Here is a 26,742-nt window from a genome sequence, read left to right on the forward strand (position 1 = left end):
ATTAAGTAAATTCTCAATCAAAGGCCCATAACCATGAGTACTGTTTTGGTAATCGGCGCAAGCGGTCAAATTGGCCAAAAAGTCTGTCATTCATTACTGCAAAAAGGCTATACCGTTCGCGCACTTGTTCGAGATACTCACCGTACGGAGGAGTTGAAACACCCTGCACTTCAGATCTTTCAGATCGATCTTGAGGAAGATTTTAGCCAAGCCTTTGAGGGTGTGAAAAAAGTCGTCTTTGTTGCTGGCTCTGGCGGCCATACTGGCTGCGACAAAACCCTATTAGTTGACTTGTGGGCTGCCAAACGCGCGATGGACTTTGCAGAAGAAGAACCAAGTGTTGAACACTTTATCCAGCTTAGTTCTTTCGGTGCGGATGACCCAGAAGAGATTCAATCGTGCTTGAAGCCTTACATCGTAGCGAAACACATCACCGATGAGTATTTAACGATCACCAGCCTCCCCTACACCATTCTGCGCCCTTGCAAGCTTACTAACAAAGAACGAACTGGCGGTTTTAGCAACCAACGACCTGAATCAACTGCAGAGGCAACCATTTCAAGAGCAGATGTTGCGGATGCTATCTGCTACTGCATCGAAAACGACTCAACGAAAGTAAAAGTTGTTGAACTATTCCAAGGTAGCGCTTCTCTTGAGTCCATTTTTAACTAACGACCAAAGAATCGACCATCCTAAACAGAGCGAGCCAAGACTTTTCACATCGCTCTGTTTAGGTTTAACAATTCGCTGTTGAAGTTGCTTCAGACAGCTTAGTGACTTTTCTGTTAATACAAACCAGTCCACACAAAACCAATGCAGCCCCCACTAAAAAGTTCATCTCAAGAGGCTCCCCCAATAACACCACTCCAAACATCACACCGAACATTGGCGTAATAAAAGATAGCCCCGATATTTGCGCAGCGACATAATGGTTCAATAACCAAAACCAAATCAAAAATGCGGCAAATGAAACCACCACGGTTTGGAATACCATATTCCATATCAGAGATGAGTGAACGTGAACAACCAATGGCTCCATGAGTATGGCATATACAAACAGAACAACCGAGCAAGCCAAGAGTTGAAAGAATAGCGTTTGCTTTACTGAGATGTGGGCTAACACACTGCCTCTAATCGTAACCGTAGATAAGGACCAAACTAAAGCAGCGGCAATAGCTAAAGCGTCACCGACCCAGACATCGCCACTTGCACTGGCTGTCAATGAGCTCCCACCCAGAAACGCCAATGCAAGCCCGACAAAGGCCGACAGGATCCCTAGCCACTGAACCAGTTGCAAACGCTCTTCTTTCACTTTGAAATGTAGTAGCAATGCAGTAAAGATTGGCGCACTGTATAGAAAAACCACGGAGTGAGCAGCACTGGTATACAGGAGAGCTTTTCCTAGAAGCAAAAACTCCACCCCCATAAAGCTTCCCGCCAACAAGGCAAACTTGAGCGCCCCTGGACGCCAGTTAAACGACTCATTTTTTGCAAACATAATGCACCAGATCATGCACGCAGCTAGACTAGAGCGTATAGCAACCTGTAAAGTGGGAGACAAGTCAAAAGCAATGTCTTTCATTGCGGTTTGCTGCGCTCCCATAATTAGACAAAAAATTATCATTGCTGTAAATGCGAGTAGATCTAACGACTTTCTTTGAGTCATAAACTGCCTATTTTTCCCAGAAAAATCAGTGATCTTCATAGAGCACTGATAATATAATACTGTGAATTGTATCAGAGCATCATACTAAGAAGCATGTAAAAGGAGTTTGGCTTGCAAAGCTTTGAAGCATTAAATCTTACCAATCTAGAGCAACCAGTTTGGATATACGATGTGATCGATTTCCAGATTTTTTGGGCTAATGATGCCGCACTCAGACTTTGGGAAGCTGATAGTGTTACAGAGCTACAGCAGCGAGATTTTAAGACAAACACATCGGAAGCAGTACAACAGAAATTGCTTGGCTTTTTAAAGGACTGTGAAGCCAACCGGACGATCGAATGTTGGTGGCGCTTATCACCAAAAGAAATAAACAAACAAGTTTTCTTAAAGTTTAGCGGCATTAAAATAAAGGAGGCCCGCACTGCTCTTCTTGTTACAGGCCTCCACTCAGAGCTTTTAAGCCGCTCTTTGGGTGAGATAGGAAAGAGCTTACTCTTAGCTTTGTTCCATATTGATGGCTCTTTGATAAGCTTTAACCCCCCCTTTAAAGATCAGTTTAGTTTGCAAAGTTGTTGCTTTGAAGACTTAATAAAGCCTCCAACTTCGTTACAGCAACTGCTCCCCTCAGATGAAGTTCATTATGAAAACGATCATTTACTGTTTACTCGTGATGGCGAACGCTGGCACCACTTAGAGCTTGATAGAGAACCTAACTCAGAACGCATTATCGCCACTTTAACGGACATTCATGATAGAAAACTAAACGAGCTGAAACATGAATATGATTCCATAACCGACTCTTTAACAGGGTTGCTAAATCGGCGAGGAATCCTTGAAAAACTTCGCTCGATCAACCACCTTGAGCACACTGTCTTTTACATTGATCTAGATGGTTTCAAACCCGTAAATGACAGCTATGGTCATGCTGTCGGGGATGCAGTACTCAAGAAAGTTGCTCTATTACTCGAGCAAAATATTAGTAGTAACGTAGTCTGTGCTCGACTCGGTGGGGACGAATTCATTGTTGTATCTATCGGAGCACTGAGCGTCGAAGAAATGAGCAGCGTAGCGAAAAGCTTAGTACAACAACTTTCTACTCCCATACAGATTGACCGTAGTCATCGCACGCTAATTTCAGCCAGCATAGGTGTTGTCTCTAATTTACCCATTGTCAGAAGCCCCGAGCGCCTGATCACTTGCGCTGATGCAGCCATGTATGAAGCCAAACATAATGGCCGCAACCGCTTCGTCATTTACTCATCAGGCATGGAAGATCGACTACTAAGACGCTCAACCATTATTCAAGGCCTCGAATCCGCCATAGAGCAAAATCAACTTAAGCTTTATTACCAAATATTATTTAAAAAACACTCACACGAAACAGTAGGCGCTGAGGCATTACTTCGCTGGGAGCACCCTACGTTAGGAAACATTCCACCACTCGATATTATCTCTGCTGCAGAAGAAACAGGTCGCATATCTGTTCTGGAAAACTGGATCTTTCGACGCGCTTGCCTAGACCTACCCAAACTAAAACAGCTTTATGGGGATTCTTTTACCATCGGCATCAATATCTCAGGAGCTCACCTCTCCCAAATCAATTTTATTGATGACATTAAAGCTGTCTTAAATGAAACTCAGTGTAAGCCTCAAGACATTGTTATTGAGTTAACGGAAAGCATTCTAGTCAGTACTATTGAGCGTCAACAGCACGTACTACAAACGATGTGTGATTTAGGATTCACCTTTGCCATCGACGACTTTGGTACAGGCTACTCTTCCCTAGCATACCTTGGACAGATTCCAGCTAAGTTCGTAAAGGTTGATAAAGCTTTTATAGATAATATCGATAAAGATCCCTACACGCTTAAATTCATTCGAGATTTGTGTGAAAGCTTAAACATGTACTGTCTAGTGGAAGGTGTGGAAACCTCTAAGCAAGCAGCACATTTAGATCAAATTGGGATAAATTATCGACAAGGCTTTTTTTATAATTACCCTGTGCCGCTAGAAGAACTAAAGACAAAAATGAATCAATCGGCTAATCACTTGAGTTTCAGTGACTAGCCGCTACTATCAGCGTTTCATTGTCCCACTCTGTTCGAGAGCAACATGCCAGCTAAATGCCTCTTCCATTAAATGTGGCGTATGGCCCCCTCGTGCACAGGCTCGCTCAAAGTAATCCATCAACTGATGGCGATAATCAGGATGTGCACAATTCTGAATAACACGTACAGCACGCTCTCGAGGTGCGAGACCGCGTAAATCCGCTAGACCTTGATCAGTCACCAGAATATCTACATCGTGCTCCGTGTGATCTACATGACTTACCATCGGCACAACGCTTGAGATAGCGCCATCTTTGGCAATTGATTTCGTTACAAAGATCGACATATTGGCATTACGGGCAAAATCGCCTGATCCACCGATACCGTTCATCATTTTTGTGCCGCAGACGTGGGTTGAATTTACATTGCCATATAGATCAAATTCCAATGCCGTGTTAACGGCAATAATACCTAAACGACGCACAAGCTCTGGATGGTTAGACATCTCTTGTGGACGCAGCACCAACTTGTCTTTGTACGCCTCAATATTATCAAATACCTTTGAGTTCATACGCTCAGACAAGATGACTGAACAACCTGACGCAAATTTCATTTTACCCGCATCGATCAGATCAAAAGTCGAATCCTGTAGCACTTCAGAGTACATTGTCAGATCTTCAAAATCAGAATCTAACAAGCCCATCATCACCGCATTGGCAATATTACCGATCCCCGCTTGCAGTGGACCAAGGTTATTTGGCAAACGACCTTCGGCAACTTCTTCTTTTAAAAAGCTGACTAAGTGACGAGCGATAGACGCCGTTTCTTCATCTGGATCAGAAACGGTTGAATAAGAGTCAGGCGTACTAGTGAAGACAATACCTGCGATCTTTTCTGGTGGAATAGGAATCGCCGTACTGCCAATGCGATCATCTACTTTAACAAGTGGTAATGGTGTACGCGTAGGACGATAAGTCGGTATATAAACATCATGTAGACCTTCCAGCTTTTCACTGTGTAAAGTATTAATTTCTACAATCACTTTCTCAGCAAAGACAGCAAAGCTTGCCGAGTTACCGACAGAAGTCGTTGGCACAATATGGCCTTCTTCTGTGATCGCAACCGCTTCAATAATCGCCACATCTGGGCGAGTTAATTGATGACTGCGTAATTGCTCCACCATTTCAGAAAGATGCTGATCAATAAACATTACCTCACCATTATTAATGGCTTTTCGTAATGTCGTATCCACTTGAAAAGGCATACGGCGGGCAAGACTACCAGACTCGGTTAGGATCTTATCTAAATCATTCCCTAATGACGCACCAGTCATTAAGTTAATTTTGATTGGGTGTTGTTTACAGCGTTCAGCAAGTGCTTTTGGCACGGCTTTGGCTTCCCCTGCGCGGGTAAAGCCACTCATACCAACGGTCATACCATCTTTAATAAACTCACTGGCTTGTTCAGCAGACATGATTTTTTCATGAAGACTACTGTTTCTTATTCTCTCTAAACTCATCTAAGAACCTTTATTTTAATTTTAACTGGCAAACGTCAGCTGAACTTTTTATAGCAGCCACTAATGTGAGCACGCACGAAAGCTCTGCACAGGATAAGAGGTGCTGACGCCAAAGATTAAAGTGCGCACAGTATAAAAATTACTAAGGGAAGCGTAATCTGGACCAAAGTATTAGATGAATTAGGTGATCTTTGTGAGCTTAAAATAAGCCTCCAGAAAGAGTAAATACAATGCATTTGAGTGTTTTTAATAATAGCCAAAAGGTACAGATATAAATAGAAAACCCACTCTAATGATATTTTTACAAAGATTGGAAATCTTAATGTGATTACTAAGAGAAAATAATCACACTGTGCATACGATGAATAAGGCAGTTTTGTGATAAAAAAGATCAATTAAAAGGAGGTAAAAGCCGTAAGCTCACCTCCTTTTTACACACTCAGTTTAATAATTAAGCCGACAAAGCATCGATCAATGCCTGCATTTCGGCATCGGTGCCTATCGTAATACGTAGGTATTCACCAATGCGTGGCTTCTTACCAAAGTAACGAACTAAGATGCCCTGTTCTTTTAAGCTCAAGTACAAAGTCTCAGCGTCTTTCTCAGGGTGCGTAACAAAGACAAAGTTCGTCGCCGATGGCAACACCTCAAAACCAAGCTTTTCAAGCTCTGTAACGGCCCACTCACGTGTAGCGATGGTTTTGTCACAGATCTCTTGCAAGTATTCCGCATCCTCTACCGCCGCCGTTGCACCTGCTAGCGCAATGCGGTCAATTGGGTATGAGTTGAACGAGTTCTTCAAGCGCTCAAGTCCATCAATCAACTCAGGCTGTGCAATGGCGTAGCCCACACGAATACCCGCTAGTGCACGAGATTTCGAAAAGGTTTGAACGACCATTAGGTTCGGATATTGATTCACCAATGACACAGCGCTTTGCGCACCGAAATCAACATAGGCTTCATCCACCAACACAACCACATCTGGGTTTGCCTTTAGAACTTTCTCAATGTCTGAAAGTGGTAAAGCTTTACCCGTCGGTGCGTTTGGATTAGTTATCACAACACCTGAGACATCCAGATTTTCGTAATCCGTAGGATCAATATCAAAGCTTTCCGTCAACGGAATAATTTTAGGCTCAATTCCGTAAAGGTTCGCATAAACTTTGTAGAAGCTGTAAGTGATGTCAGCAAACGCTAAAGGCTTATCCCCCGCGAAGTAGCCCATAAACGCAAGCGCTAGCACTTCGTCTGAACCATTACCGACAAATACTTGGTTCGCATTAACGCCATAATTTTTCGCTAAGGCGTTCTTCAACGTTTGGCAGTTTGGATCTGGGTACAAGCGCAGCTTTTCGCTCACTTGCTCGTGCATTGCAGCCAATGCCTTAGATGACGGGCTGTAAGGGCTTTCGTTGGTATTAAGCTTAATGTATTGCTTATCTTGCGGTTGCTCCCCAGGTACATATGGGTCAAGAGAAGCGATTTTGTCAGTCCAAAAACGGCTCATATTACTCTCTCTGTTTTAAATCAAATCAAATAAGGCCTCATAAAGAGGCCTTATAATTCATCAAGCGTGTAATACGCGATAACGCCTCAATTAGTCTTGTGGACGCATGTGAGGGAATAGCAACACATCACGAATCGATGGAGAATCCGTGAACAACATAACTAGACGGTCGATACCGATACCTTGTCCCGCAGTAGGAGGAAGGCCGTATTCTAGAGCGTTGATGTAATCCGCATCGTAGTGCATCGCTTCGTCATCACCTGCGTCTTTCTCTTCAACCTGACGACGGAAACGTGCCGCTTGGTCTTCCGCATCGTTAAGCTCCGAGAAACCATTGGCGATCTCACGACCACCGACGAAAAACTCGAAACGGTCTGTGATGAACTCGTTGTCATCGTTACGACGCGCTAGTGGCGATACTTCAGCTGGGTATTCCGTGATGAACGTTGGTTGAATAAGCTTACTCTCCGCTGTTTCTTCAAAGATCTCAGTCCAAAGCTTACCTAGGCCCCATATTGGCTGAACGTCGATGTGAAGTTTCTTAGCAACAGCTGTTGCTTTCTCAACTGTATCTAGGTCTTCAGCGGTTAGCTCAGGGTTGTAGTGCAGGATCGCTTCAAGCATGGTCATACGAACAAACGGTGCACCGAAATCAAACTCTTCGCCTTGGTAAGGTACTTTTGCTGTACCAAGCACTTGCTCAGATACAGTGCGAAGCATCTCTTCAGTAAGATCCATAAGGTCTTTGTAATCAGCGTACGCTTGGTAGAATTCGATCATCGTGAATTCTGGGTTGTGACGCGTCGATACACCTTCGTTACGGAAGTTACGGTTGATTTCGAAAACTCGTTCAAAACCACCTACTACCAAACGCTTCAAGTAAAGCTCAGGTGCGATACGTAGGAACATGTCCATATCCATCGCATTGTGATGCGTTACGAAAGGACGCGCTGATGCACCACCTGGGATGGTTTGTAGCATTGGCGTTTCTACTTCCATAAAACGGCGATCTTCAAGGAAGCGACGAATGGTAGAAATCACTTTTGAGCGAATTTCGAATGTCTTACGTGACTCTTGGTTTACGATTAGGTCAACATAACGCTGACGGTAACGCATTTCCATGTCTGCTAAGCCGTGGTGCTTATCAGGCAGAGGACGAAGAGACTTCGTTAGCAGCTCAACTGACTGCATATCCACGTAAAGGTCGCCTTTACCAGATTTGTGTACAGGGCCTGTCACACCGATGATGTCGCCTAGGTCCCAAGTTTTGATGTCCTTCAGCAACTCAGGATCAAGCGCTTTACGGTTTACGTAAGCCTGAATTTGACCCGACATATCTTGTAGCAACATGAAGGCACCGCGGTTACGCACGATACGACCAGCAATGCTCACTACATGGTTTTTCTCTTCTAGCTCTGCTTTTTCAAGCTCACCAAATTGCTCTTGTAGATCCGCTGCGTAAGCATCACGGCGGAACGTATTAGGAAACGCAACACCTTGCTCACGAATGGCATCCAACTTAGCGCGGCGCTCTGCAACTAAACGGTTATCGTCAGAATTTACGCTGGTCTCGTTTTGAGTTTCGTTAGACATGATTTTGTAAGTTACTCTTGTCAAAAGGTTTTAGTGCATTAAAGGCCTTGTTTAAGGCTCGCCACAATAAATTGGTCTAGGTTGCCATCAAGCACCGCGCCGGTGTTGGAACTTTCCACACCAGTACGCAAGTCCTTAATACGAGAAGCATCCAATACATAAGAACGGATCTGGCTTCCCCAACCGATATCAGACTTAGTGTCTTCTAAAGCTTGAGCTGCTTCCGTACGCTTCTGCATTTCCATTTCGTATAACTTGGCACGTAACTGTTTCATGGCAAAGTCACGGTTCGCGTGCTGTGAACGCTGGCTTTGACACTGAACCACGATACCAGAAGGTACGTGGGTAATACGTACCGCGGAATCGGTGGTGTTTACGTGCTGACCACCAGCACCGGATGAACGGTATGTATCCGTGCGAAGGTCGGCTGGATTGATATCGATTTCAACGTTGTCATCGATTTCAGGAGAAACAAATACTGACGCAAATGACGTATGACGACGGTTACCCGAATCAAATGGAGATTTACGAACAAGACGGTGCACTCCTGTCTCTGTACGTAACCAACCGAAAGCGTACTCACCTTCAAAGCGCACTGTCGCAGATTTAATACCCGCCACATCACCCGCTGATACTTCGACCAGCTCCACTTTGAAGCCTTTGTCTTCCCCCCAGCGTAGGTACATACGTAACAAAATGTTGGCCCAGTCTTGTGCTTCTGTACCGCCTGAACCAGATTGGATATCCAAGAAAGCACAGTTAGGGTCCATTTCACCCGAGAACATACGACGAAACTCAAGTTCGCCCAGTTGCTTTTCAAGCTCATCAAGCTCTAGCTGCACGGCTTCGACAGAGTCTTCATCATTCTCTTCTACCGCCATATCCAATAGAACTTGAGCGTCTTCAACACCTGATTCCATGTTATCAATGGTCGATACCACCGCTTCAAGAGAAGAACGTTCACGACCTAATTTCTGAGCATAGTCAGGGTCATTCCAAACGTTTGGATCTTCTAATTCGCGGTTAACTTCTTCTAGTCTTTCACTCTTTGACTCGTAGTCAAAGATACCCCCGAAGCACTTGGGTACGTTCGGAAAGGTCTTTTATCTTCGAAATGATCGGATTAATTTCCATTTTTACGTCAATTTGCTATAAATTTATGTGGATTTAACGAATCGCCAATTGTAACGAATTTACCTGCGGCATAAAATGTTATTCGTTGCGAAAATAATGGAAATTCACCTTACTTAACGCTTATCTAGCTGTCGGAGATACTATGGAAAAGCCAACTGTTGCTGTCGACATTCTGGGCAAGTCTTTCAATATCAACTGCCCGAAAGGTCATGAGGCAGAATTAAAAGAAGCCGCAGAATATCTTAACAATCAAATGCGCGAACTTCGTGCAAGCGGTAAGGCGGTCGGACTTGAAAAAATTGCCATTATTACCGCTTTAAACATCACCCATGATTTGCTATCGAGCCGACGCTATGCACGCTCAAATGAGCAGCAGCTACGTGAGCTAACCTCTCAGCTGGACTCAGCTCTAGGGCAGCAAAGCAAAGTTGGTTAGTCATTGTTTAGATAGACTTCGCGGCGTTTAGCAAGAGTTTTAGTCACGAAAATTCTTCAAGTAGCCCGATACTCCCCAAGATTTCTAGGGTGATTTTTCTCATCTTCTCCCCTATACTGGCGGTGTTTCCTGGGTTGTTCGAAGCGGCTTAACGCCCTTGAGCCTATGAGCAAATACCCGGAAAGATGCTGCAAGTTTGGTGTGCATGTCCGTGCGACGGAAAGCCTAAAGAACTTCAGCTATTTCCACCTTGAACCACTGGGTTCAAGGCCAATAGCCGAAACGGCAACTTGGGAAACACTTTTTATGTCTTTAGATCGTCTAAGCTTACGTCAAGCACTGCGTGCAGAACGCAATCAACTCTCCGACTCCGAGCAGCAAAACGCTGCAACAAAATTGCTTGAGCAATTTAAATCTGCTTTAGTGTCATTACTTGCTCCTGAATCGAATCTAGCCCTATACCTTACCAATGATGGTGAAATTTCGCCTAAAGCCATCTGCGAATGGTGTTGGCAAAACAGTATCAATGTTTACCTCCCTGTCTTAGACGGCAAAGCACTTGTCTTTGCTCGCTATACACGCGACTGTGAATGGCAAAAAAACAGTTTCAATATCTTAGAGCCTGTTGACCCTACCCCGTTAAAAGGTGCTGATATGGATATGGTGCTGATGCCGTTAGTAGGCTTTGATGCTCAAGGCGGGCGACTAGGTATGGGCGGCGGTTTTTACGATCGTACATTTGAGAACAAAGCTGAACGAACACACTTAATTGGCTTAGCGCATGATTGCCAAGAAGTAGACAGCTTACCGATCGAATCATGGGACGTACCATTGAGCGGTATGCTAACGCCAAGTCGCTATATCAAATGTTTATAAACCATTCAGTCTAATGTGATTCGAAGATTTACTCGCCCTTCGTCTACTCGTTCAAGTTGAAGATTATTAATACCTACTTGCTGTTCGGCTAGACGGTTCAACCACTTTGATACAACAACAAATGCTACGTCGGATGCCCAAACCTGTAAGTGACTATCACCTTCAACTTGGACTCGATCCGCACTAAATTGTATTTCGGTCGCAGTCTGACCCAATACTCGCCTTAGTTCACTAGCGTTTCGATCTTTAAATAACGATAGTATTCGACCCTCTACGAGCTTTTGCGCATTCATTTGTAACAATTGGTATTGCCGCTGAGCAGTATCCAGACGCCTTTGCGCCTCCAATTTTTGCTGTTCAAGCGGCTTCAAAATCAACAAGTAAGCTGCAATGGAAAAGAACATAACGGCCGCTATTTTTAGCAGAATTCGCTCTCGCATTGTTCGCGATCGATACTGCGTTAACATTCGCTTGAGGCTCGTACTGTCTCGATACTGACGCTTAAACCAAGTCTTCATCATTGCTTCCTAGTCGTACTCTTTTGTGTAGAGCGGAATACCCCTAAGTAGGTTTTATCTTGCTTAATGGTTTGCTCTAACTCAACAGACAAGCCTTCACTCTCAAATGCTTGCTGAATACGCTCAAAGTTTGAAATCGATGACGTAAGCCATTCAAAACGATACTCTTTAGGCAGCCAAGTAATACCTTGAAGCCCAAGAGTCTCATTTGTTTGCTCCCTAACAGAGTCTAACATCGCTAACACTTCATAGGCCGTCATCATTTCTGGCTCAGCCTTTTCATTCGACTTAAGTCGAGCTGAGACCTGACGCTCTAGATGAATCACTTTTTCTTCTTCTGGAACTAACTCTAAAAAGGCTTGCTTAGCTATGTTTTCTACATTAACAGCCTGTCTAGAAAGTGACTGGGTTTCTAAAAACACATTGATACTGTGTACAGAAAACGCCAAAACAACCAGACAAATCACTCCCACCCAAGAATAGTGTTTCACTGCTTGCTGATGGTTGACATCGAATTTACCTTGCAACAAATTATCGCGTCGCCAATCTTTCGACTGCTCTAATATATGGTTAATTTCTTCAATCGTTAACAGCTTAATAGCCTGCTGTTTCGCCATATTCTTAGGTAGCCAACACCATTGTTGTTCAGTGTATTGAAACGTCTGACCTAGCACATCAAAAAGAGAGTCTTCTGGGAAGGGCTTAAGGACATTTGGAAGCGCTAGTAGGTAAACTTGGCGAGATACAATATGGTTAACCCACTCCAACCAAATAGCCATAACATTCTCTTCAGTAGCATAGCACCAAGCACTCTCTTTTGAGGCTAATGAAGTGGTGAAGTGAATCATTTCAATATTTTGCCCTAGATGAGGTTCCATCAAATGAGGCACCACTTTATTGCGGTATCGATATTGAGTTTTGGAGAGTGCTAATCGCCGCATATGCACTCGTTGGGCAGGTGCAAATACAACTACTTCCCCTGTAAAACTTGAGAAGTCGAACTTAGCAATGTCTTCAGGGGATGTAAAAAAACCCTGATTTAGCAGTGTTTGATTATCAAAAAGCCACCAACAACATTTCAATTGATCGTATGAATGGGTCTCTTGTAATTGAAGAATCAATCGCTGCACAGGCATCCTTCTTATTGAGTCGACGTCGTTGTTTCAGGTGACATTAATATTTGAGATAGTACGTGAAAGGGAGCAAAGGAGCGAGAAAAAGCCACCACTTGTCCATTTTCTAGCCTTTTAATACGACTATGTAAATAGCGCATGTGTCCCTCTTGAGAAAGGCTTACAAAGACATCAAAGAATTGGCTTTCCACAGACCATTCATCCTCCTCTAATACGACATCATGAGTCTGAGCCCATGCTAAAAAGTCGTCTTTGTGACTAAAGCCCGATGACGATAAACGGGCAATTAAAGCTGTTTCGGCCTGATCATTTAAATCCGGTAAAAATCCAGTAATCAATGGTTCTGTTAATTGATTAACATTTATCGTACTGACTTCTGGCAACCAACAGATATAAGGTGCCAAAGAGGTAAGCGTGCTAGTAGAAATAGGTAATAACGCCAGCTCGCTAACATCAACGATGGCGCTGTCGGAAGTTCTAAACGGAATATCTAAGCCAAGATAAAATTCATCTTCATGACTATTTAAAGCACTTAAACTTTGATCATCATCCAACCAGTCTTTCATCAAAGAAATCCAATCATTGGGCAATGACAAGAATTGCGACAACCTCATCAAACGAGCTTCTGTCTTCGCAACATTTTTAGAGTCAGCCAACAAGTTTATATTGATACAGGCTTGTCGCTCGATTACATCTATTTTCAAATGAGCATTCGCTTCTTCCAAAGAAAAGAACACCTGCTTTAAGTGCCATGGGCGCTCCAAGTCTAATAATTCACTTTTATCTGCTGTTTTATCATTCTGAGATACCCACGCAGAGGCCCATGCTTCACCACCTAATAATTGCTGACGTTGCTGCGCAGTCATCTCACTAAAAGTAACCATAGAGACTGAGCGATCAACATGCTTTAAGGTATAGACAGACAATGTTGCCACAACGGCTAGCACCATAAGCGCTATGACTAAGACAACACCATTTTGTCGAAAGTATCTCATTGGTTAGTCTCAATTGTTATGCTAGGCAACTCGAATACGCGCTCAATCGTCCCTAACTGCTGACTTGTTAATCGAACACGTAAAGCAATTGCCTGAGCATGATGTTGATCGCCAGGTAAATGTGAGCTTTTTGGTGGCCACTCCGTTTGCCAATGTGGTTTGCCGTTGCTGTAAGAGAGCACGGAAAACTCTATCGTTTCAATATCTAAATTGCCTTGTCCAGAAAGCTTCTGAGTCACGCTTTTTGAGTCTTGGGCACGGTCTAAAACCTGCCAACTCAAACGATGTAATTCGTTATTAATGAAATGATATGACACCCGTTGCGCGTTTGATCGCTGCACTTGTAATGGGTTTGCCCATCCCAGATGCGTCAAACTTAATCGTCCATGTTGCACTATCAAACTTGGCAATCGTTCTCCTAGTTCACCACGGATGGGTCGGTCAACAAACTGTTCAGCATCTTGCTGTAACCAGCTTAACACTCCCGTCATTTGCTCTATAGCATTTGCATGCTCTGCAGTACGAGACTCTAACTGAATAGCAGTCCCCAACATGTCATAAGCCACTTTCCCCATGAAGCTGATAATAAGAACAACGACTAACAACTCAACCAGCGTAAAGCCTTTCCTTTTTGACATAACAGCCGAGGTCTTAACGAACATCATTCCCCCGCGTTATTAGGTAAGTATAAAGTGTGTTGATAAATTGGGCTTTGCGACAACTCTTGATCATCTAAAAATGTATACACTTTAATTTCAAGCCTATTGAGTAAGTCAGTATGCTTTACTTGCAGGACACGACTGCTAAATTGAGCTCGCCCTTGCTTCACTCGCTGCTCTTCAAGCTCCAGGGGGTGCCCAACTCTCTGAGCAATGCGGAGTTCGCTGGCACGGTTTTCGGCTACCCAACTGGCTATTAACTTTTGCTCAAGATAACTACCATGATCCGTACCTGTTTCACTGGTTTGTAATAACATTACGCCAATAGCTGATAACACCACTAAAGCAACCAGTACTTCGATCAAAGTAAACCCTTGCTTAAGGCTCAATCCGAATACCATTGATGCCATCCCCGACTAAAGTGTATGTGCTGCTTGGGCTTTTAATTTGCAAACGAAATGGAAGGTATTCCCCATTTGAAAACACCACCCAGCGGCTATTTTGAACGGCAGACAAGCTTTGTTTTGCCTGATTTAAAGCACTAGATGATGTCTCTAGTTGGTAGGTAAGCTCTGAATCTAGCGTATAAATTGACGTTTGAATTTGCCAATGATCATTTTGACGCTGCCAAAGCACCAACTGAGTTTCTTTAGCACTGACATCTCTAAACTCAATAAAGTGGTTACGCTGTTCAAGCCAACTTTCATCAACCAGTTTTTGTAGTGATTGTTGCAGAATGAAGGCCTCGTGCTGAGCAGAATCCTTAATAAAAAAGCTTGAAAGGTTTGGTGTAACAATGCTCACCATTACACCAAGAATACTCAACACGACTAATAGCTCTAGAAATGTAAATCCAGCACTGGATTTGGACGACAGTTTACAGCGCACGACTGACAATATCGCTGGCATCCCCTTCACCGCCCTCTCGGCCATCAGAGCCTAAAGAAAGGAGATCGTATGCACCCTGCGCACCTGGACTTATATATAGGAAATCGGCTCCCCAAGGGTCTTTTGGTAAGGAAGGCAGGTAACCTCCTTGCTTCCAATTACGTGCTTCGGGGTAGCCCGTTGGTCGAGTCACCAGCGCCTGTAGACCTTGACTGGTAGATGGATAATTTCCGTTATCGAGTTTATAAAGATCTAAAGCAGATACAATATTGCGCAACTGTGTTTTGGCCACAGCGACTTTAGCATCATCTGAGCGGCTTAAAATATTGGGCGCAACTAGCGCTACCAACATAGCCAAAATAGCCATCACAACCATAATCTCTAATAAAGTAAACCCCATTTTTCGGCGCTTAAATGGCTTAAATCTTGATACTTTAAAAGAGTTTCCCATAAATAAAATCCTTGGTCGCATAATCATCACTACGAAGATATCAGCGTAGTAATTGATTCATATTCATAATTGGTAGCAGGATAGCCATCACGATCATCATAACCACTCCCCCCATCACTAACAGCATCAGTGGCTCAAATAAAGTAAGAAAGTTTGCCATACGATGCTGGCTATATTCCATTTGCTGACGAGCCGCTTTATCAAGCATTTTATCGAGCTCTCCAATACGCTCACCACCACTAATCAGTTGCAACATCATTGGTGGCACATATCGAATGTCAGCGAGAGACTTTGACAAAGAGGCACCTTCACGAACCTGTTTCTGGGCCATCAAAAAGCGTTGCTTTAATGCTAAGTTGTTAATCACTTTAGATGAAATATCCATCGCCAAAACAAGCGGTACACCACTTTTTGTTAACATTGCCAAAGTCGCGATATAGCGAGTAGTAGCTAATGTCCCAAGCCAACGTCCGAGGACTGGCATCGACAGTACCATTTGATCTTGCCGCAGACACATTGTCTTACTGCGACGAGAGAGACGCAGCAACATAACGACAACACCTATCGCTAATAAGAACCAAATTCCCCAGTTAGACAAACCAAGACTGATGGCGATTAATACTTCTGTTAGAGAGGGTAGCTGAGCTTGTTGCCGCTCAAAGACAGACACAATGTCTGGCATAACAGACCCCAATAAGAAGCTCACAATCCCTATCGCAACAATGGTTAACAACGTGGGATAAAGCAAAGCTGATTGTAGCTTTTGTTGTGTGGTTTGCTCTTGCTCTGAGTGTTCAGCCAGTTCTAAAAGTACGGTGGCTAATTTACCGGACTCTTCTCCCGCCTGAACACTCGCTTGAAATAGCATTGGAAATGCTTTGGGATAGGCGCCCAGAGCTTGAGCAAAAGAGTAACCTTCCAAGACACGAGCTCGAATAGCTAGCAGCATCGAACGAACTCGCCCTTTACTCGATTGCGAAGCCACGCCTGACAACGCTTCTTCAACGGGTACTCCCGCATCAATCAGTGTAGCGAGCTGACGAATCAATACCGCTCGAAGACGCACCGACACCCTGATTTGAAAGAAGTGTTTTGATCCAGATTTTGTGCGTCTAAGCTCCAAAAGCACTAACCCACGTTCACGCAGCATCTGTCGAGCATGGCGTTCGTTGTCAGCTTCTAAAATACCTTTTCGTTTGCTTCCTGAATCATTGAGTGCCCGATATTCAAAGACTGCCATTACACATCCTCATCCACCTTAGAAAAGGCCAAGGAAGAATCTGGAGAAGCCAAACTTGACGTCACTCGTAGAACTTCTTCAATTGAAGTAATGCCAAGGGCAACTTTTTGAAAACCATCGTTGCGCAGACTTGGACTGATCGGACGAACATATTGTTCCATCTGATACTCTGACGCATTATCGTGAATAAGCTTTTGTAACACCGTATCCATTTCGATGATTTCATAAACACCTAAACGTCCACGGTAGCCCTGATGACAATGTTCACAGCCCGGCTCATAAGCTTGATAAATATGAGTAACCGAAGAGTCTATCTCGCTGAACCACTGTTGGTGACTTTGATCTACTTCAAGAGAAGTCTTGCAATGCTCGCAGAGTCTACGCACTAAACGCTGAGCGACAATACCCACCAAAGAAGAAGATAATAAAAAAGGCTCAACACCCATATCTTTTAAGCGTGTTACTGCTGATATGGCACTGTTCGTATGTAAAGTTGAAAGCACTAAGTGACCCGTTAAAGAGGCTTGCACCGCGATCTCGGCAGTTTCCAAATCACGTATCTCGCCAACCATAACAACGTCTGGATCTTGACGCAGGATCGCACGCAATCCTTTGGCAAATGTCATGCCCGCTTTAAGGTTTACCTGCGTTTGAGCAACGCCATCAATGTGATATTCAACTGGGTCCTCAACGGTCATGATATTACTACGACCATGATTTAAATGATTCAAGGCCGCATACAGAGATGAAGTCTTACCAGAGCCTGTAGGTCCCGTAACTAATACAATTCCATTAGGTTTCTCTATCAAGGCAGACAATTTTTGTTGATCATGAGTATTCATCCCTAAATACCCAAAATCCATACGCGCCATGGACTTACTTAACAAACGCATGACCACTCTCTCACCATAAGTCGAAGGCAATGTGGAAACACGTACATCAGTATCTTGTCCTGATACACGAAGTAAAATTCGCCCATCTTGGGGTAAACGTTTTTCAGCGATGTCTAGCTTCGCCATCACTTTAATTCGAGAAATTAACATGGGAGCCAACACACGCTTCGGTGAGATCACTTCACGCAATAAACCGTCGACACGAAAGCGAATTTTCAGTTGCCGTTCGTATGTCTCAATATGAATATCCGAGGCGCCATCTTTTAGTGCTTCGCTTAATATGGCATTGATGAGCCGAATAACCGGGGCATCGCCATCACGCTCTAATAGGTCTTCATTCTCAGGAATGGCATCGACAATACTCTCTAAGTCAAATGCATCCAGATAGAAATCATCGTCTAACCCATTTACTTGGGCTAGGGTTTGTTGCCCTTCTTGCTGATAGAAGCGAACCACTTGAGCCTCAAATTCTTGCTCAGATAAGGGCTTTAATTCAGGCATTTCTGGACATATACGAAACGCTTCATTCAATGCAGAAAGACTGGCTGTAGTTTTATGCGCTAATATCCATCCTACTTCTGATGGATACAATAACACGCCTGACTCTTTCACATAGGAATACGCTAAAGCTGACAATTAACTGCCCACATTCAAATGATGTTCTGCCAATACCTCAGCATTTTTATTAATGCTTGCTGCAATCTTTTCACTTAAAGACTTTAAGGTTGCTGACATGATCGAGACCGCGTACTCATAACCAGAATTGTTCAGAGGATGGCGCAAAGCAAAGTGATCTTTCAGCGTCACTCTCCCTTGCTCATCAAAAACTGAAAAATCACCTGAAAGAATCACTGAGTCTTGATCAATTATATGAAAGTAGTCGACGTTTAAGTCCAGCTGAAAGGAAGCATCTTGTAAATTTCCAGCTGCTGATAAATTGTTCTCAAGCGCCTTTTTAATGCCCACCTGAAGCGGCTCAGCCCAGAGATTGTTTGCCGAAAAAAATAGCTCATGATCAGAAACTTGCAGCACGATATTAGAACTTTGCAAGTATTCAGATAAAATGACCGAACGTACAGTCAAAGGTACTTGATTCAAAGCACTCGCAGACAGATGTGCGGGAGCCCCATTCAGTACATAGTATTTTGGAGGCTGTAACGTCTGTGAAGAACACCCTGCTAAAATCGCGATACCAATCAAAACTAATAACACTCTCATCGCTTCGCTCCTCTTGGTTCAATATCTGGAGCGACTTGGCTCTTGAAGATCAAGCTATTTGGTGAAGTGTTCATTTTTTGAAGCAATGGAGTAAGCTCTCTCATAGCATTTTGAATTTCAACCATAGTCTGATTTATCGATGACACTCCGTTATCCTCGGTCGCAAACTTCGCAAGTAGTTCATTTAAATTCCCTAACGTCTCGTTCATTTGTGCCATATCGAACTCAGTTAACTTAGAGCTGATTGAGGCACTAGCATCATTGAATGCGTTCGCACTTTTGGAAAGGTCTTGCAGTAAAACCCTCAAATCCTGAGCCACACCTTGCAGCGGCAAATCATTGATCTTATCTAAGGTTGTGCTTAATTGATCTGTAAACTGTACAATCTCATCTGGTACAGCAGGAATCACGGGGTAACCAGAAACATAGGCAATTTTAGAGCCTTTGGCTTTATCGTCATGTTTCAAGTCGACAAATACCGCCCCCGTCAATAAGCTGCCTGTTTTTAGGGAAGCCTTTAGACCATTCTTTAACCATAGTTCAAACTGCTGGGTAACAAAGTTTCGTCCAGCTGTATCATCCGTTAAATTTGCACGCCCCGGTTGAATAGATATGAGCACGGGTATTTTATATGAGTCTGCATCCACTTCTAATTTGTGATCATCAAGCTTGATATTGATTTTTTCCACTTGGCCAATTTGTAATCCTCGATATTCTACTGGAGCACCTTCTTTAAGGCCGCGAACAGAACTTTCAATTAAAACCAAAAAGTAAACCTTCTCAACAAATCGGTGAGACATGGCACTTTTGTAAGAAGGATAAATCTGAAAAACCTTATCATGATTGAATTCATGGCTAGGAGGCATACCTTCAGGTTCGTCAAAGGTAATACCGCCTGCTAATAAAGACTCGAAATTAGGCGTCGAAACGCCTACACCATCAGCACCAAGCTCCAGTTCTAAACCGCTCGTATTCCAAAAACGCGTATTTGAGGTCACTAACTGGTCAAATGGCGCTTCTATAAAAGCACTGTAGCGAGCTACGCGTTTTTCTAGGTCATACTCAACGGTTTCAATACGCCCGACAGCTAAACCACGGTACACAACTTGATCTCCAACCTTAGCAGTAAATGACTTCTCACTATTTAAAAAGACGCGTATTCCAGGAGTCCCAATCGGAGTCACTGGGGGATCATTTAACGCTATGAAGCGTCGTGATGTTTCTGCTCGAATGCCTGGTGCCATATCGATATATGAACCAGAGAGTAAAGTCTGCAACCCAGAAATCCCTTCCAGAGAGATACGTGGTGAAACGACCCAAAAGCGTGAATCAGAGCGCAAAAACTGTTCAGCTTTTTTATCCATAGAGGCGGTCACTAAAACCCCTGTTGAATCATCTTTAAGTTCAATCGTTTCAACATGTCCAATGACTACATCACGAATTTTAATCTGAGTTTTTCCTGCTTCTAATCCTGAAGCGGTTTCAAACTCTATTTCAATTTCAAGACCTTTCTTGCTGAGCTCTTGATAAACAAACCAAGCGCTAATTAGCAGAGTAATAAGCGGAATTATCCAAATTTTGGATATCCCTTTATTTGATTTAATCACTGCGGGTGAAACCGTTTTATCATCCTTTGAACTCACTAGCGATTCACTCATCTTAGTGCTTATGCTCCCAAATCATTCTGCTATCAAATGACATTGCTGCTAACATCGTCAAGACCACCACTGCACAAAAAGCTATAACAGCTGACCCAGGATAGACGCTCATCGTACTGCCTAATTGGACTAATCCAGCTAAAATGGCTACCACAAAAACATCTATCATAGACCAGCGCCCCATAATTTCGGTAATACGATACAAGATGTAGCGTTGTTTAATACTGGCTTTACTCTTCGTTTGCACAGAGTAATTCAAATAGCCAATTGCCAACATTTTAAAGACAGGAACCAAAATACTGGCAACGAAAATTACCGTGGCGATGAAATATGAACCGTGATCCCAAAGGGTAATGACACCACCCACAATCGTAGAGGGCGAATCCGCTCCGAGAAACCGCGTGGTCATAATGGGTAACAAGTTTGCAGGGAGATACAGTAGCACTGCTGTCAACAACAGAGCCCAAGTCCACTGCACTCGCTTCCTAGTATCTGTTTCTAACTCTTGCAGACTTTCGTCTTTCGTCAACTCTAGCTCGACTTGATAGCGATCTAGATACATAAGAGTAAGGATATACAAAACCATAAAACCAATATAAAAGTAAAAACCTAGACCGAAGGTAACCTCTGCCATCGCCGTGATTTTTACCATACTCACCAACACACCGACCATAAACACTTCGGGCATGCACCAAACAATAAAATTAAAGCAAAGAGAAATTTGCGCTTGCGTCGCCCGAAGACCAATCCCCAGTTTTATCGAAATCATCCAAGCACACAGTAGGACTAAAACCACGGCAGGTAAGAGAATGCATACAAACAATATAACACCAGCAAGCCCTAAATAACTTTGGTTGATCAATGTCTCAACCTCTGTCACTAAACTGATAGAAGTTTCGAGACCATTTGTCGCAAATGACAAGAAATCTGCTGAGATAGAAAGCACTAGCAGAATTAGACCTGACATGCTTAATGCCAACACTTTATCCACCCAGTTATGCTTAAGCCTTGTAAGCTTATGACCGCAGCGAGAACAGTAGGCGGTTTGATTAGGTGCGAGTGTGGGAACTTGAGTTTTAAGTCCACACCCCTTACAAGCAATGATACGCCCGCCTTCAGAACTGGAAGATTCCATCTACTATGTATCCCGTACTCTAACCACTAAAAATAAAAAACGCGCTACTGTTATAGCGCGTTTTTAAGTTGCCCCACAATCTTTAAGATCAAAGTGCCCCGTTAGAATGCACTTTCAATGCCTGCACTGAAGTACAAGCTACGAGGCTGCTCATCACCATCAATCTCGACTTTGTCTAAGCCATATGCCAAATCAAGGTTTAAGCGTTTAAATAAAGTGGCACCAAACATGGCATAACTCAATTCAGATCCCGCCATATTTTTCTTATACCCCACTCGTACAGCGGGAATAAAAGAGCTACTACTGTAGTATGCACTTGATAGAGTGGCCCATTGATAGTCATCCCCCACTAAGTCAGCGACTTCATTTAATTCATAGCTTGCAGCCAGCGAAAGCTGACGATCAAATACAAAGGTGGAGGCTTCTAAAGCGAATTGACGCTCCATTGTATAATCTTCTTTCAACTCAATATCACCGGCACTTGCGAATGCTAACGCCGCTTCACAGCTCTGCTGGTTTAAAGGGGTGGCGGAGGTGCAATCACTGGGAAGCTCACCATATGCAAACGAAGGCTCATTGAGGTTCGTGCCTTGAATCCCAATTTGATAATGGTCGGCAGCCCAAATCGCACCGAGATCAAGGCCAAAACCGGTCGTTGTTTCTTGTTGATCAGAAAAGGCATCAGAGAATGCGTCTTCTGTATCCTCATCAGAGGATTCCAAATGCAATAGTGCTTTACCTAATGTAACACTATGAAAATTTAGTTTTGTACCCAGAACCAAGGTTCCAGAATCACTATTAAACACCTCGCTCGAATAACCTAATCCAATGTTTAGATCAACGCCTGCTTTTGCGTAGAGTGAGGAGTTTGTCTCCAAAGCATAATTTCCAGAATCATCAATCACGACATCAATATCATCATCTAGAAAATTACCTTTTGCGATCGACGAGACTGACACATCCAGCATAAATGTATTACCGTTATTGGCTTTGTAGATAACCGGAAAAATTGGTACTGGCATGCCTAACATAACTTTTAGATTGGCATCTTGGCCCATTTGCGCAATGAGGTCATTAGCTTGATTCTGAATCTCAAGAGCTTGAGTCACAGTGGTAACTTCTTGGTCTAAAAGATCATCTAACTCATCAATTTTATCTTCAAGTGAATCTACTTCCCCCACTTCATAACCTACACTGACTGGCCCTAGTATTCCTGTACGAAAACTATCTCCTTCATCACTGTTGACCATGAAGTAAGGCGCAGCTGGGTTGCTGAGAGAAGTCATTAAGGATGCTGGGTTGGCACTTGAACCTAAGGTAAAACTTGATCCTAATGATTGAGAAGCTTGAACAGTGGCAGAAAAGCCTAAAACAAGACCACCTGCTAAAAGAAGTTTTTGTTTCATAAGATCACCCTAAGTTAAATGATTGATAAGTCAGTCACAGGGAATGACGAATTTTTATAGCCCTTAAATATCAATATTATGCAAAATCTGTACAAGGCAAAGTCAAATACAGTATTTGTTTGCCACTTTTACACAGTTACATGAGATTAAGCATAGTTCTAATTATTAGAGTCCTTCGGTATTGCAAAAGGGTTGTCAAAGCGATCTGCTAGATTCTCCGCACGTTTAAATGGGAAATCTTGTGACAACTCAATACTTCGAAACGCCTTGAACTTCGCATCTGTGACCTCGTCTACCTGCTGCTGCGACCGCAAAATGGTAGGACGAATAAAGACAAGTAGGTTTTTCTTTTGGGCTTCATGAGAAGTGCTTCTAAACAAACCACCAATCACAGGTAAATCACCAAGCAAAGGCACTTTTTGTTGTACCTCTACTAGATTATCTTCTATTAGCCCACCAAGTACGATTGTACGACGGTTCCCTGCGATCACCGTCGTAGAGATTTCTCTCTTAGTGGTAATGGTCCCCAATGAGCTTGGCTCAGCTGAAGCTGCCTCAACTATTTGCAACACCTCCATGCGTACATCATCCCCAGCATTAATGTGTGGCGTGACCTCAAGGGTTAAACCGATATCTTCCCGAGTAGTGGTAACAAAAGCATTACTACTGCTGTCTGCATACCCTCCCGTCTGAAATGGGCGGGTTTCACCCACTAAAATTTTTGATGTTTGATTATCAAGTGTCATAATTTTCGGTGTAGAGAGCAAATTCGCATTAGCATTACTTTCAATTGCTTGCAAAATACCAGCGAGATTTAGGTCACCATTACTGTTAAAGCGAATGCCCGCCGCAGTCAGACCGTTACTTAAGGACGGCTGTCCAGTTGAAATCCCTGTTGCAATTTCTGTCAAGCTACTGCCTGCTGCCGTAAAGTTAGTACCAAAAACAGGCGCTGAAGAGTCTGAAAGATCGCCAAATAACCACTGAAAGCCAAATGCTTCCGCATCGTCCATCGTAACTTCAGCAATAATCGCTTCGACTAGCACCTGAGCTCTTGGTACATCCAATTCCCCCAAGACGGTCTGAATATCAATCATAACAGCAGGTTCTGCTCTTACGACTAGTGCGTTTAAATCCTCATCCGCTTTCACAAATGCAGACTGTGCCGAAGGAACATTATTGTCTGCATCATAAGATCCAACTAAGCCACTGATTAATTCTGCTGTTTTAGGCGCATCCGCATAACGAAGAGGAATGACGGCCAAGCGGCTGGAAACCTTAGACGGCACATCTAAGTCATCAATCAACAATTCTAACGCCTCAACTTCCTCGTTCTCACCTTTTAAAATGATACGATTTGTTCGTTCGTCTGCTATGACCCTAGTCTTCGACAAACTGGCTGATACTGAATTAGAAACTGCTTGAGAGCCTTCGCCTTGCATGATTTTCAAAAGCTCTAAAAGGTCACCTGCCCAAGCGTGCTGCAAGGTTACAATTTTGACCACACCTTTATTTGAATTGTCTAAACGAGCGATCAGCGACTCCAACTCGTTAATGTTTTCTGCATGATCACTAATAATCAAAGCATTCACACTATCGACAGCCGCAAGATGACCATACTGAGGGATTAGTGGTCGCAATATCGGCACGAGCTCTGATGCTTGAGCTTGTTTTACCGGTACCATCCGGGTGACTAACAAGCCTCCAGCTGCTACACCATCTGAGTCAAAATCAACGCCACTTTGTTTAGCAATATTTTGCGGAACGATTTTAATGCCATCCGCCGTTTCGAGTGCAGCATAACCATGAACCGTCAGTACTGAGAGCAATAAGTGATATACAGCCTCTTCTGTCAGCGTTTGTTGCGAAACAACATTAACCTTACCTTTAACTCTTGGGTCGACAATAAAGCTTTTCCCTGTCATTTTGGCAACTTGCTGAATAAACACGTTGATATCTGCTTGCTGCAAATTGACTTTCCAAGTTTCTGCTAAGCTAGACGTAGCGCATGCAAAAAAACATAGAACGCTAATTAGGCACTTTCTGAGCAACAGCATGGAAAGGTATCCTTTATTTTAAAGAGAAGTTAATTTGAAGACGTTTACCACCACGCACAATGATCGCCTGAATCGAAGGGGAACCTCGTAGTTCAGCTTGTAACGCGGTATCGGATCTCAGTGTCTCTACATCGAAACCATTTACAGAAATTACTTGATCCCCCTCTTGAAGCCCAAATTGTGACAGAGGACTGTGAGCACCAAGCTGAAAAGTATTTCCTTTTTTACTAATTCCCATCTGCTCTAGGACTTGGTCTGAATCCAACGCCAACATATCCTGACGGTTTCCTAAACTATCTCTGTTAACCGTTTTAAACATCACCGACTCATCGGTTCGATTATTCTGCGGTAGGACTTCAGCCTCTAGATTTGAATCGAATTGAGAGGCTGCTATAAACATGTTCGACACGGTTGTTTCATTAGACTGGCTAAAATGTAAAGACTCCGATGCGCCCGCCCGCTCCAAAATAACATGATCATCAAACACAGCTTGTAGCGTTACCCCTTCCATTGGACTTTCACCAATATGGTAAGCACCTTCCTGATTAGACGGTGTGTGCAGAATTGCCAGACCCTGCCCTTTCTCTTCACTTGGCATAACACCCAATAATAAAAGTTTAAGTGATGTTTCTTGTAGAGGTTTTGCGCTCACGATTTGGTTACCAAACAAATCAGCGGAAATGGCATATGAGCTTATAGAACCATGGCTAGAGATAGGATACACAAATGCATCGGAAGCTGGACCTGAACGATTCCAAAGCTTAGAAACAACGCTACTAGACGCCATGGCAAGCCAAGTAATGGCAACAAAAGAAATGACGACTAATGCGATATTGTCTAGAGTTTTCCAGTTCAAAGGCTAAATCCAATAAATAAATCGGTTTCATTGACTCAGTATCTTCAACAAACCGATTAAATAATGCAAGAAAATTGCACCTCAACCGAGTTTAAATTGTTTTACTTTAGCCAATGAGTTGTAAACGGCTGAACCATCACAAAAGCTGGATAAGCGTCTTCACCAGGCCAGTACTGACCGAATAATTCAATGAGTTTTGGCATGACCGTGATTTCAAGCTTTTGATCAGCTAGCAGCTTAACATCAAGCAAAGAATTTTGTTGATTAGAGCGAAGTTCAATGACGGGAAAGCTTTCTTGCAAAGATCCAGTAAACTGCCAATTATCAATATTCGCAATGTGGCTTTGCCCACTCTGTTGATACCGCACCCGCCCATTTAGCCAGTCAGCATTCACTTGAAATGCATCAAAGCGTTGATCATGCAGGTCAAAGTGACTGTACCAACGAGTTATCTCGATCGCTTGCCCTTGTAACGAGATACCATTCGAACTAAGAACATCATTGAACATGATTGGTTCAATAATTAAGTCATCAATCCATGTTGAAACAGACATGAAGCCCATACTAAATTGTCCATGACCTATCACATGTGGATGCTGAATCATCCAGTTAATGGGCTGAAAGAATGAGCTTTTAGACCAAGAAATATGGACCGCATCCGAAACATTATGTACTGAAAGTTCAGCAGTACCAGACCACCAATGCCCCGTCAATTGAGTCAGGGTTACATGTCTAGGTAAACGACTTTGTAACGGCTGATGCCACACCTGAAGCGGTAATGAAACAACCCAGACTATGATAAAAACTATTACAAACCAAATAGTTAAGCCTAAGTATGCTTTCCGCCTCATACTAG

Annotated in this window: 25 protein-coding genes and 1 other RNA gene; 5 read left to right on the forward strand and 21 right to left on the reverse strand. The window is 43.3% G+C overall.

Annotated features, from left to right (window positions below; all coding sequences use genetic code 11):
• The first annotated feature begins 33 nt into the window (after positions 1–33).
• Positions 34–672, forward strand: a complete 639-nt coding sequence (locus tag JHD44_RS08995; RefSeq protein ID WP_199462425.1) for an SDR family oxidoreductase — start codon at positions 34–36, stop codon at positions 670–672.
• Between the two features lie 64 nt (positions 673–736).
• Here the strand turns inward: JHD44_RS08995 and JHD44_RS09000 are convergent, their stop codons facing one another.
• Positions 737–1,705 carry a DMT family transporter gene (locus tag JHD44_RS09000; protein WP_325097074.1) on the reverse strand — a complete coding sequence of 323 codons (969 nt, stop codon included), beginning with the start codon at positions 1,703–1,705 and terminating at the stop codon, positions 737–739.
• A gap of 72 nt (positions 1,706–1,777) precedes the next feature.
• Between JHD44_RS09000 and JHD44_RS09005 the strand changes: the two genes are divergently transcribed.
• On the forward strand, positions 1,778–3,733 hold the full coding sequence (locus JHD44_RS09005; protein ID WP_199462427.1) for a putative bifunctional diguanylate cyclase/phosphodiesterase: 1,956 nt from the start codon (positions 1,778–1,780) through the stop codon (positions 3,731–3,733).
• Positions 3,734–3,742: 9 nt separating this feature from the next.
• Here the strand turns inward: JHD44_RS09005 and JHD44_RS09010 are convergent, their stop codons facing one another.
• The 4 genes from JHD44_RS09010 to prfB all read right to left on the reverse strand — a co-directional run bounded on the left by JHD44_RS09010 (position 3,743) and on the right by prfB (position 9,467).
• Complete coding sequence (locus JHD44_RS09010) at positions 3,743–5,233, reverse strand: acetyl-CoA hydrolase/transferase family protein (RefSeq protein ID WP_199462428.1); 1,491 nt, start codon at positions 5,231–5,233, stop codon at positions 3,743–3,745.
• A 451-nt stretch (positions 5,234–5,684) separates the two neighbouring features.
• Entirely contained in the window at positions 5,685–6,740 is a 1,056-nt protein-coding gene (gene hisC, locus JHD44_RS09015) for a histidinol-phosphate transaminase (protein ID WP_199462429.1), read from the reverse strand.
• A 90-nt stretch (positions 6,741–6,830) separates the two neighbouring features.
• Positions 6,831–8,333 (reverse strand): lysine--tRNA ligase, encoded by a 1,503-nt coding sequence (gene lysS, locus JHD44_RS09020; protein ID WP_199462430.1) that lies wholly within the window; start codon positions 8,331–8,333, stop codon positions 6,831–6,833.
• Between the two features lie 38 nt (positions 8,334–8,371).
• Positions 8,372–9,467 (reverse strand): peptide chain release factor 2 gene (gene prfB / locus JHD44_RS09025; protein ID WP_133563065.1). Its coding sequence is split into 2 segments (ribosomal slippage): positions 8,372–9,394 and positions 9,396–9,467, totalling 1,095 coding nucleotides; the frame shifts between segments, so codons are not numbered across the junction.
• Positions 9,468–9,609: 142 nt separating this feature from the next.
• On the opposite strand from prfB, the gene JHD44_RS09030 reads away from it, so the two are divergent.
• The 3 genes from JHD44_RS09030 (at position 9,610) to JHD44_RS09040 (ending at position 10,779) form a co-directional block, all read left to right on the forward strand.
• Positions 9,610–9,903, forward strand: coding sequence for a cell division protein ZapA (locus JHD44_RS09030; RefSeq protein ID WP_133563067.1), 294 nt, complete (start codon positions 9,610–9,612; stop codon positions 9,901–9,903).
• A gap of 123 nt (positions 9,904–10,026) precedes the next feature.
• Positions 10,027–10,204: non-coding RNA, 6S RNA (ssrS, locus tag JHD44_RS09035), on the forward strand.
• Between the two features lie 5 nt (positions 10,205–10,209).
• Positions 10,210–10,779: a 5-formyltetrahydrofolate cyclo-ligase gene (locus JHD44_RS09040; protein WP_199462431.1), complete on the forward strand. Its 570-nt coding sequence runs from the start codon at positions 10,210–10,212 to the stop codon at positions 10,777–10,779.
• Positions 10,780–10,784: 5 nt separating this feature from the next.
• Here the strand turns inward: JHD44_RS09040 and gspM are convergent, their stop codons facing one another.
• From gspM to JHD44_RS09120, 16 genes are all read right to left on the reverse strand, one after another.
• A complete protein-coding gene (gene gspM / locus JHD44_RS09045; protein ID WP_199462432.1) occupies positions 10,785–11,297 on the reverse strand; it encodes a type II secretion system protein GspM in 513 nt (170 codons plus the stop codon).
• Positions 11,297–12,427: a type II secretion system protein GspL gene (gspL, locus tag JHD44_RS09050; RefSeq protein ID WP_199462433.1), complete on the reverse strand. Its 1,131-nt coding sequence runs from the start codon at positions 12,425–12,427 to the stop codon at positions 11,297–11,299. Before gspL ends, gspM begins: the two co-directional genes overlap by 1 nt.
• Before the next feature lie 11 nt (positions 12,428–12,438).
• Complete coding sequence (gene gspK / locus JHD44_RS09055) at positions 12,439–13,425, reverse strand: type II secretion system minor pseudopilin GspK (protein ID WP_199462434.1); 987 nt, start codon at positions 13,423–13,425, stop codon at positions 12,439–12,441.
• Positions 13,422–14,063 (reverse strand): type II secretion system minor pseudopilin GspJ, encoded by a 642-nt coding sequence (gene gspJ / locus JHD44_RS09060; RefSeq protein WP_199462435.1) that lies wholly within the window; start codon positions 14,061–14,063, stop codon positions 13,422–13,424. Before gspJ ends, gspK begins: the two co-directional genes overlap by 4 nt.
• A 23-nt stretch (positions 14,064–14,086) precedes the next feature.
• Positions 14,087–14,485 (reverse strand): type II secretion system minor pseudopilin GspI, encoded by a 399-nt coding sequence (gene gspI / locus JHD44_RS09065; RefSeq protein WP_199462436.1) that lies wholly within the window; start codon positions 14,483–14,485, stop codon positions 14,087–14,089.
• Positions 14,463–14,993 (reverse strand): pilus assembly FimT family protein, encoded by a 531-nt coding sequence (locus JHD44_RS09070; RefSeq protein ID WP_199462437.1) that lies wholly within the window; start codon positions 14,991–14,993, stop codon positions 14,463–14,465. The genes gspI and JHD44_RS09070 overlap by 23 nt, the downstream gene beginning before the upstream one ends.
• Positions 14,962–15,423, reverse strand: a complete 462-nt coding sequence (gene gspG, locus JHD44_RS09075; protein WP_199462438.1) for a type II secretion system major pseudopilin GspG — start codon at positions 15,421–15,423, stop codon at positions 14,962–14,964. Before gspG ends, JHD44_RS09070 begins: the two co-directional genes overlap by 32 nt.
• A gap of 40 nt (positions 15,424–15,463) precedes the next feature.
• Positions 15,464–16,663, reverse strand: coding sequence for a type II secretion system F family protein (locus JHD44_RS09080; RefSeq protein WP_199462439.1), 1,200 nt, complete (start codon positions 16,661–16,663; stop codon positions 15,464–15,466).
• A complete protein-coding gene (gene gspE / locus JHD44_RS09085; RefSeq protein ID WP_199462440.1) occupies positions 16,663–18,192 on the reverse strand; it encodes a type II secretion system ATPase GspE in 1,530 nt (509 codons plus the stop codon). Before gspE ends, JHD44_RS09080 begins: the two co-directional genes overlap by 1 nt.
• Entirely contained in the window at positions 18,193–18,774 is a 582-nt protein-coding gene (locus tag JHD44_RS09090; RefSeq protein WP_199462441.1) for a PqiC family protein, read from the reverse strand. It abuts the gene before it with no gap.
• Positions 18,771–20,432, reverse strand: coding sequence for an intermembrane transport protein PqiB (gene pqiB, locus JHD44_RS09095; protein ID WP_199462442.1), 1,662 nt, complete (start codon positions 20,430–20,432; stop codon positions 18,771–18,773). The genes JHD44_RS09090 and pqiB overlap by 4 nt, the downstream gene beginning before the upstream one ends.
• A gap of 1 nt (position 20,433) precedes the next feature.
• Positions 20,434–21,567: a paraquat-inducible protein A gene (locus JHD44_RS09100; protein ID WP_199462443.1), complete on the reverse strand. Its 1,134-nt coding sequence runs from the start codon at positions 21,565–21,567 to the stop codon at positions 20,434–20,436.
• A gap of 101 nt (positions 21,568–21,668) precedes the next feature.
• Positions 21,669–22,973, reverse strand: a complete 1,305-nt coding sequence (traF, locus tag JHD44_RS09105) for a conjugal transfer protein TraF (protein ID WP_199462444.1) — start codon at positions 22,971–22,973, stop codon at positions 21,669–21,671.
• A gap of 158 nt (positions 22,974–23,131) precedes the next feature.
• Positions 23,132–24,943: a type II secretion system secretin GspD gene (gspD, locus tag JHD44_RS09110; RefSeq protein WP_233401941.1), complete on the reverse strand. Its 1,812-nt coding sequence runs from the start codon at positions 24,941–24,943 to the stop codon at positions 23,132–23,134.
• Positions 24,944–25,043: 100 nt separating this feature from the next.
• Positions 25,044–25,886: a type II secretion system protein N gene (locus tag JHD44_RS09115; protein ID WP_199462446.1), complete on the reverse strand. Its 843-nt coding sequence runs from the start codon at positions 25,884–25,886 to the stop codon at positions 25,044–25,046.
• Positions 25,887–25,987: 101 nt separating this feature from the next.
• Entirely contained in the window at positions 25,988–26,737 is a 750-nt protein-coding gene (locus tag JHD44_RS09120) for a hypothetical protein (protein WP_199462447.1), read from the reverse strand.
• Between the last annotated feature and the right edge of the window lie 5 nt (positions 26,738–26,742).

This window comes from Marinomonas ostreistagni, from assembly GCF_016461785.1.
Classification (GTDB): Bacteria; Pseudomonadota; Gammaproteobacteria; order Pseudomonadales; family Marinomonadaceae; genus Marinomonas; species Marinomonas ostreistagni_A.

Excerpts from the sequence above, each read along its gene's own strand:
- JHD44_RS08995 (WP_199462425.1), top strand. The coding sequence starts at position 34 with ATGAGTACTGTTTTGGTAATCGGCGCAAGCGGTCAAATTGGCCAAAAA.
- JHD44_RS09000 (WP_325097074.1), bottom strand. The coding sequence starts at position 1,705 with ATGAAGATCACTGATTTTTCTGGGAAAAATAGGCAGTTTATGACTCAA.
- JHD44_RS09010 (WP_199462428.1), bottom strand. The coding sequence starts at position 5,233 with ATGAGTTTAGAGAGAATAAGAAACAGTAGTCTTCATGAAAAAATCATG.
- hisC (WP_199462429.1), bottom strand. The coding sequence starts at position 6,740 with ATGAGCCGTTTTTGGACTGACAAAATCGCTTCTCTTGACCCATATGTA.
- lysS (WP_199462430.1), bottom strand. The coding sequence starts at position 8,333 with ATGTCTAACGAAACTCAAAACGAGACCAGCGTAAATTCTGACGATAAC.
- JHD44_RS09030 (WP_133563067.1), top strand. The coding sequence starts at position 9,610 with ATGGAAAAGCCAACTGTTGCTGTCGACATTCTGGGCAAGTCTTTCAAT.
- JHD44_RS09040 (WP_199462431.1), top strand. The coding sequence starts at position 10,210 with ATGTCTTTAGATCGTCTAAGCTTACGTCAAGCACTGCGTGCAGAACGC.
- gspM (WP_199462432.1), bottom strand. The coding sequence starts at position 11,297 with ATGAAGACTTGGTTTAAGCGTCAGTATCGAGACAGTACGAGCCTCAAG.
- gspK (WP_199462434.1), bottom strand. The coding sequence starts at position 13,425 with ATGAGATACTTTCGACAAAATGGTGTTGTCTTAGTCATAGCGCTTATG.
- gspJ (WP_199462435.1), bottom strand. The coding sequence starts at position 14,063 with ATGTCAAAAAGGAAAGGCTTTACGCTGGTTGAGTTGTTAGTCGTTGTT.
- gspI (WP_199462436.1), bottom strand. The coding sequence starts at position 14,485 with ATGGTATTCGGATTGAGCCTTAAGCAAGGGTTTACTTTGATCGAAGTA.
- JHD44_RS09070 (WP_199462437.1), bottom strand. The coding sequence starts at position 14,993 with ATGCCAGCGATATTGTCAGTCGTGCGCTGTAAACTGTCGTCCAAATCC.
- gspG (WP_199462438.1), bottom strand. The coding sequence starts at position 15,423 with ATGGGAAACTCTTTTAAAGTATCAAGATTTAAGCCATTTAAGCGCCGA.
- JHD44_RS09080 (WP_199462439.1), bottom strand. The coding sequence starts at position 16,663 with ATGGCAGTCTTTGAATATCGGGCACTCAATGATTCAGGAAGCAAACGA.
- JHD44_RS09090 (WP_199462441.1), bottom strand. The coding sequence starts at position 18,774 with ATGAGAGTGTTATTAGTTTTGATTGGTATCGCGATTTTAGCAGGGTGT.
- pqiB (WP_199462442.1), bottom strand. The coding sequence starts at position 20,432 with ATGAGTGAATCGCTAGTGAGTTCAAAGGATGATAAAACGGTTTCACCC.
- JHD44_RS09100 (WP_199462443.1), bottom strand. The coding sequence starts at position 21,567 with ATGGAATCTTCCAGTTCTGAAGGCGGGCGTATCATTGCTTGTAAGGGG.
- traF (WP_199462444.1), bottom strand. The coding sequence starts at position 22,973 with ATGAAACAAAAACTTCTTTTAGCAGGTGGTCTTGTTTTAGGCTTTTCT.
- JHD44_RS09120 (WP_199462447.1), bottom strand. The coding sequence starts at position 26,737 with ATGAGGCGGAAAGCATACTTAGGCTTAACTATTTGGTTTGTAATAGTT.